Genomic DNA, 6121 nt, shown 5'->3' with positions numbered 1-6121 from the left:
CAGCACCAACAATGTCAGGGCCATGAAAAACGCCGAGATCGGCTGGGTGAAAAATATCGTCCAGTCGCCCTCGCTGATGGACAAGGCGTTGCGCAGTTGCTTTTCGGCCATTGGCCCCAGGAGCATGCCGACAATCACTGGCGCCACCGGGAAATCGAAGCGCCGCATCAGCACACCGGCCCAGCCGATAGCCAACATCAGCAGCAAGTCGAAAGACGAATGGCGCATGCCGTACACGCCGATGGTGGCGAAGACCAGAATCCCGGCGTTCAGGTACGGTCGGGGAATCTGCAGCAATTTGACCCACAGCCCCACCAGCGGCAGGTTCAGCACCAGCAGGATGACGTTGCCGATATACAGCGAAGCCACCAGGGTCCAGACCAGGTCGGCGGAGGTTTCAAACAGCATCGGCCCCGGTTGCAGGTTGTAGTTCTGGAACGCCGCCAACAGGATTGCCGCCGTCGCCGACGTGGGAATGCCCAGGGTCAGCAACGGCACCAGCGAGCCCGTGGCACTGGCGTTGTTGGCCGCTTCCGGGCCGGCCACACCTTCGATGGCGCCCTGGCCTTTGTTGGCGGAAAACTCTTTCGGGTACTTGCTGAGTTTGCGTTCGGTGGAATAGGACAGGAACGTCGGAATCTCCGCGCCACCGGCCGGAATCGAGCCGAACGGGAAGCCGATAAACGTGCCTCGCAGCCAGGCAGGCACCGAGCGTTTCCAGTCGGCGCGGGTCATCCACAACGACGTCAGGCGATGCCGCCCTTCTGCCTGTTCCGATTGATAAAGCAGGCTGTACAGGGCCTCGCCGACGGCAAACAAACCGACTGCCACCAGCACCACTTCAATGCCGTCGACCAACTCGGGAACGCCCAGGGTGTAGCGGGCAATACCCGAGGTTGAGTCGAGGCCGATCATGCCGATGGTCAATCCGATCCCCAGCGACGCAAAGCCGCGCAACATTGACGCGCCGAGCACTGCCGACACCGTGGTGAACGACAGCACCAGGATCGCGAAATACTCGGCCGGGCCAAAATTCAGCGCCAGCCTGGCCACCAGCGGTGCGAACAGCGTCAGCAGGATCGTCGCGATCGTACCCGCGACGAATGAGCCGATCGCCGCGGTGGCCAGGGCCGGTCCCGCACGGCCATTGCGCGCCATGAGGTTGCCCTCCAGCGCCGTGACCATGGACGACGACTCACCTGGGGTATTGAGCAGAATCGAGGTGGTTGACCCGCCGAATTGCGCGCCGTAGTAAATCCCGGCAAACATGATCAGCGCACCGGTCGGATCGACCTTGGCGGTGATCGGCAGCAGCAACGCCACGGTCAGCGCCGGCCCGATCCCCGGCAGAACGCCAATGGCAGTGCCGAGCAAACAACCGACAAACCCCCACATCAGATTGATCGGCGTCAGCGCTGCGGAGAATCCCATGGCCAGATTTGCAAGAATGTCCACGCGGTCGATCTCCTTTGGCCTGGATCAGATCCAGGCATTGACCAGCGGCGGCAGGGAAACCCCCAGCCCGGCGTTGAACAGCCAATAAATCGGTAGCGTCAGGGCAATGCCGATAGCCAGGTCGCGCAACGGATGGCGACTGCCAAAACCCCGGGCCGCGCAGGCAAACAGCAACCCGGCAGCCAGCACGAAGCCGATGAGGTTGATCAGCAGCGCCACACCCAGGAGTCCTCCGGTCACCCAGGCCGCGCCAAGCTTGCCACCCGCTATGCCGGGATTGCTGCCGTCGAGCTCGCGGAAACCACCGCTGAGCGCCTGATAACTGAGCAAAACGCCCACCGCACACAGAAACCCCGCGACCGCGTAGGGATAGACGTACGCCGGCAGAATGACGAAGCCCATCTCGGGCGGAAACCGAAAGGCCCCCACCGCCAACACGGCGCTGAGGACGATCAGGGCGATGCCGATCGCCAATTGCGTCGGCACGACTGCACGGGGCGCGGCCATCTCAGAGCAGCCCGACCTTGACCAGCATCGCACGCAACCGAACGTGCTCTTCGTCGACGAATTTGCCGAAGTCATCACCGGTCAGGACGCTCTCGGTCCAGGCATTGGTGCGAATATTGTCTTGCCAGATTTTGCTTTTGCTGGCGGCCAGCACCGCGTCGGTCACCTCTTTACGCTGTTCGGGCGTGAGGTTCGCCGCGCCGTAGACACCGCGCCAGTTACCGATGATCACGTCGTAGCCACTTTCCTTGAGGGTGGGCGCATCGATCTCCGGAACACGCTCGGGCGCACCGATGGCGAGCACGCGGATCTGGCCATTCTTGATGTATTGACCGAGTTCGGCATAGCCCCCGGTCAGCACCTTGATTTGGCCGCCCAGGGTCTGGGCGACGATCTCACCGCCGCCGCCAGTGGCGATGTAATTCACTTTATTGACCGGAACATCCAGTTTGCCGGCCAGTTCGGCAATGCCGATGTGGTCGATGGAGCCTTTTGAGCCGCCACCCCAGGTCACGCTGGAAGGCTTGGCCTTGAAGTCCTTGATCAGGTCATCCAGGGTTTTGTAAGGCGATTCCTTGCGCACGGCGATCACGTTGTATTCGGTAAACAGCCGGGCAATCGGCGTGACGTCCTTCAAGGTGATCTGCGGTTTGTTCTGTTCGATGCCCGCGACCATGATCGCCCCGACCACCAGCAACGCATTCGGGTCGCCTTTGGTGCTGTTGGCAAACTGCGCCAACCCCAGCGTACCGCCCGCGCCACCCTTGTTCTCGAAGGTGACGGCTTTGGCAGCCTTGGCTTCTATCAGGGCTTTGCCCAGCACTCGGGCCGTCTGGTCATAGCCGCCGCCTACAGAACCAGGGGCCATGAACTTGACGGTATCCAGCGCCAGTGCGGGCGTTGTGAGCGCTACAGCCACAAGGCCCACAGCCAGGCGGTGACCGACGCGACGAAACAAAGCGGACATGGTGTCTCTCCCTTTAGCATTGTTGTTATGGGTGGTATCTGCGGATAAGCGTAGAACATGGTTCCGTCGAAGGCCTGCCGAGCCTGGCGAGCCCTGCGTCACAGCCTGAAACATTCTATTGGTCGGGGTATTCCAGCCACCGAAACAGGCCATCTATCCTGAAAAGCAGCTTCGCAAAACGATCTTCAACAGGAGAACCCTGTCATGCACATCATGCTCAAGGGCTTTGGCGCGTCTTTGCTGTTGGTGGCCACTGCGGCATTTGCCCATCACGGCTGGAGCGAATACGACTCCAGCAAACCCCTGCAACTGAGCGGCACCATTGAAGCGTCCGGTTACTCACACCCCCACGGCTTCGTGAACCTGAAAACCGCAGACAAGACCTGGAACGTGGTGCTCGCCCCGCCCTCACGCATGGAAAACCGCGGCCTGACGAAAGAAATGCTGGTAGAGGGGAATCAGGCAACGGTCGTCGGTTATCAAAACCGCAACAAGCCCGATGAATTGCGCGCAGAACGCATCACGATCGGCGACAAAACCACCGAGTTGCGCTGATGGAAGCCAACCAGGGCTGGATGGACTGGCTGAATGATTCGTCGCTCGGCTCAGCCATGCGCGGTGACTTGTGGCTGTATCCGCTGGTGGAGGTGGTGCACATCCTCGGCTTCGCAATACTGGTCGGTTCGGTGGTGATGTTCGACCTGCGGGTGCTCGGCGTATCGCGCAACATTCAGGTGACCGCTCTCGCCCGCCATCTGCTGCCATGGTCCGTGGCGGCCCTGCTGTTGATCGTACCGGCTGGTTTGATGATGTTTTCCGCCCACCCTCACGACTTCGCCTCCAATGATATTTTCATCCTCAAGCTGTGCCTGATCGCCACGGCGGGGCTCAACGCCGTGCTGTTCCATGTCGGCGTGTACCGTTCCGTCACGGCGTGGAATACCGTCAACCCTGCGCCGGGCGTGGCCAAACTGCAGGCACTGTTTTCCATCGTTCTTTGGGTCAGCGTGATTCTCTGCGGCCGATTGCTGGCCTACACCTGAACCATCCGCTGCGTTCCAGAGGTGTCTTCGAGCAAAAAAGCCTCGATATCGTGGCTCATGACCTAACCTCATAGGCTGAGTAACACAACCAGTCGAGCACGCCGATGCGCCATGCTGTGAGCTTCGTGATTCTCATCGCTTTATTGTTCGGGTCGAACGTCGGGATGCTGTCGGCGGCGCAACCGCTCGCGCCCCCTGTTGCCACTTCAACACCTGCGCTCGCCAGCGTCTCTGAAAGTGATCTGGACGCATTGATGGTCCAACTCGGCAACCTCAAACAGCAGGTATCCCTGGCCAGCAATTACAGTCAGCTGGAAGCTCCTCAGGATCTACTTCAGGCCCTTATCCGCGAGATTGATCGGCTCACGGCGCTGTTAATGCCCGAACAGGCCCAATTGCAGGCGCAACTGGGGGTGTTGGGGCCGACGCCCCTGCCCGGTGCCGGGCTCGAGAAATCCGAAATCGCCAGTCAGAGAGCCGCCCTCACCGAGCAAAAAAATCAGGTCGACGCCCGTCTGAAAACCCTGGAAACCCTAAAAGCCAGCGCCGCCGAACTGTTGACTCAGATCGCCGCCATCCGCCGCAGCTTGCTGGAAACCGAGGTGACCCAGCAGACCCGCAGCGTGCTCAACCCCTGGTTCTGGTCGACATTGCTCAATCCGCCAGCGGAAGATCGGCAAAAGTTCAGCGCGTTCATCCAGCAGATCCGTGCCACGCTTGGCGCCACCTGGCAGCCGGGCGAGCGCCTGTTGACCTGCCTGCTGCTCGCCCTGGCCCTGGTTTTCTGGATCTCCGGTCGTAGGGTCGCCGAACGCGGGCTGACCTGGTTGTGCATTCATCGAATGCCAGAAGGTCGCCTGCGACGAAGCTCGCTGGCGTTGGCCTCGGTAATCGCCACGATCCTCTCTGCCTGGATTGCCCTGCAGTTGCTGTTTTTTACCGTCACCCGAGAGCTGCCCCTGACGCCACAACTCAGCGGGTTTTCCCAGGACTTTGAAAAAATCATCTATACCTGCGTGCTGATCACTGGCCTGAGCCGCGCGCTGCTGTCCACCGAACACCCTTCGTGGCGGCTGCCGGCTTTTGCCGACCCGCTCGCACTGGTGATCAAACCCTTTCCCTTGCGGTTGGCCGGTGCGCTGCTGGTGCTGGTGTCGCTGGCGCAGATCACCAATGCCACCGGCATGAGCTCGCAGGTGGTGATTTCTGTCAGGGGCTTTGTTGCGCTGGTCATTTCGTTATTGATCGGTTCGCTGCTGCTGCGAGTCAGCAAAACGCGCCGGGCCATGGTCATGGCTGGCACCGCCCCCGAAGCCGGTCGCACTCTGGCGGGTTTGATCTATGCCTTTGCCAGCATCGCAATCGTGATTTCCTTACTGGCCTTGCTGATCGGCTACATCTCGCTGGCACGTTTCATCACTTACGAACTGGTCTGGTTTTTTATCATTTTCGCTGGCTTCTACTTGCTGATCCAGTTGGTGAAGGACGGCTGCGAGTACCTGTTTTCCCCCCGATACTCCACGGGAAAAGCGATCAAGCAATTACTGGGCATTGGCGATACGCGCCTGGAACAGATTTCCATCATCCTGTCCGGTGCCGGTCGAGCCACGCTCCTGCTGCTGGCGTTGATCACGCTGGTGGTGGGTGGGGTCGGGTCGACGCTCGGCCAACTGGCCACCAACATTCTGGCGATCCTCGGCGGCGACGGCTTGCGCAAACTGAACATCGTCCCTGCCAACCTCTTGCAAGCCCTGCTTGCGCTGATCATCGGCATTTACCTGATCCGTTCGCTGCGGCGCTGGCTGGACAACGAATTCCTGCCGAAAACCGAAATGGACCCCGGCATGTGTGCCTCGCTCAGTACCTTGTTCTCCAACATCGGCTACGCGTTGGTGATTTTGCTGATGTTGTCGTCGCTGGGGGTCAAATGGACCAATCTGGCCTGGATTGTCAGCGCCTTGTCGGTGGGCATTGGCTTCGGCTTGCAGGAGATCGTCAAGAATTTCGTCTCGGGCATCATCCTGCTGACCGAGCGCCCGGTGAAGGTCGGTGATCTGATCAGCATCAGCGGTGTCGAGGGCGACATCCGCCGCATCAACGTGCGGGCCACCGAAATACAGCTGGCCGACCGCTCGATCGTGATCGTGCC

Annotated in this window: 6 protein-coding genes; 3 read left to right on the top strand and 3 right to left on the bottom strand. The window is 60.5% G+C overall.

The window, feature by feature from the left end; genetic code table 11:
• From D8U69_RS15330 to D8U69_RS15320, 3 genes are all read right to left on the bottom strand, one after another.
• Nucleotides 1-1455 (bottom strand): tripartite tricarboxylate transporter permease (locus D8U69_RS15330; protein ID WP_130907648.1); only part of this gene is annotated, 1455 nt, incomplete at its 3' end.
• Nucleotides 1456-1479: 24 nt separating this feature from the next.
• Entirely contained in the window at nucleotides 1480-1962 is a 483-nt protein-coding gene (locus tag D8U69_RS15325) for a tripartite tricarboxylate transporter TctB family protein (protein ID WP_056853745.1), read from the bottom strand.
• Between the two features lies 1 nt (nucleotide 1963).
• Nucleotides 1964-2929, bottom strand: a complete 966-nt coding sequence (locus D8U69_RS15320) for a tripartite tricarboxylate transporter substrate-binding protein (RefSeq protein WP_130907647.1) — start codon at nucleotides 2927-2929, stop codon at nucleotides 1964-1966.
• 204 nt (nucleotides 2930-3133) lie between these two features.
• Between D8U69_RS15320 and D8U69_RS15315 the strand changes: the two genes are divergently transcribed.
• The 3 genes from D8U69_RS15315 to D8U69_RS15305 form a co-directional block, all read left to right on the top strand.
• Nucleotides 3134-3484, top strand: a complete 351-nt coding sequence (locus D8U69_RS15315) for a DUF6152 family protein (protein WP_130907646.1) — start codon at nucleotides 3134-3136, stop codon at nucleotides 3482-3484.
• Nucleotides 3484-3972, top strand: a complete 489-nt coding sequence (locus D8U69_RS15310; RefSeq protein ID WP_130903656.1) for a DUF6644 family protein — start codon at nucleotides 3484-3486, stop codon at nucleotides 3970-3972. Before D8U69_RS15315 ends, D8U69_RS15310 begins: the two co-directional genes overlap by 1 nt.
• A gap of 104 nt (nucleotides 3973-4076) precedes the next feature.
• A partial coding sequence (locus D8U69_RS15305) for a DUF3772 domain-containing protein (protein ID WP_130907645.1) occupies nucleotides 4077-6121 on the top strand: 2045 nt, incomplete at its 3' end.

The sequence above is a fragment of the Pseudomonas sp. Sample_16 genome, assembly GCF_004307665.1.
In the GTDB taxonomy this organism is placed as follows: domain Bacteria; phylum Pseudomonadota; class Gammaproteobacteria; order Pseudomonadales; family Pseudomonadaceae; genus Aquipseudomonas.
This window is presented reverse-complemented; position numbering and strand designations above follow the sequence as displayed.

What these genes read in the sequence shown, in the direction of transcription:
- D8U69_RS15325 (WP_056853745.1), bottom strand. Translation starts at nt 1,962, where the DNA reads ATGGCCGCGCCCCGTGCAGTCGTGCCGACGCAATTGGCGATCGGCATC.
- D8U69_RS15315 (WP_130907646.1), top strand. Translation starts at nt 3,134, where the DNA reads ATGCACATCATGCTCAAGGGCTTTGGCGCGTCTTTGCTGTTGGTGGCC.
- D8U69_RS15320 (WP_130907647.1), bottom strand. Translation starts at nt 2,929, where the DNA reads ATGTCCGCTTTGTTTCGTCGCGTCGGTCACCGCCTGGCTGTGGGCCTT.
- D8U69_RS15310 (WP_130903656.1), top strand. Translation starts at nt 3,484, where the DNA reads ATGGAAGCCAACCAGGGCTGGATGGACTGGCTGAATGATTCGTCGCTC.